This window comes from Mycobacterium sp. DHQP2018-32-09 (assembly GCF_058148405.1).
On record NZ_JBYVYK010000144.1, the window covers coordinates 1 to 450 of the forward strand.

At 57.6% G+C, this 450-nt stretch carries 1 protein-coding gene; it reads right to left on the minus strand.

The genetic code is table 11. The annotated features are described in order from the left end of the window. Nucleotides 1-450: hypothetical protein (locus tag AC30CM_RS27075; protein ID WP_490119987.1), on the minus strand; the 450-nt coding region annotated here is incomplete at both ends.

Genomic DNA, 450 nt, shown 5'->3' on the forward strand with positions numbered 1-450 from the left:
GTCCCCGGTGACGCACCGCGCGGGAACTGATGCGGTGTTAACGTCGGTTCTTCAACGACGCTGACCACGCCTGCGGCATCAACATCCAACCGTGGCATCAGATCCTGAGCGATACCGTGACCACGCTGCTGCAAACCGGAGTAGCTGGTGACACGCCAGTTATCGCCGGGCAATCGTTGTAGCGTCCTCGCATTCAGTTCTGCAGTTAATGCATCATTAACCTGCCAGGGCTGGTTATCACCAGTTTGTGCCGTTTGCCAGGCAATATCATCATCGCATAACGCTTCAATACAGGTGCGAAGCCCTGCCGCATCTTGCGGTTCCCCTTTTTGCAGCAAACGCCCGAGCGCACTTTGGTGGACGTCGGTATCACCTTTTTTATCGCCACGACGGCGCACCAGCGGTGCAACGCCGAGACTGCAATGCCAAACCGAACGCGTCAGCGCCACG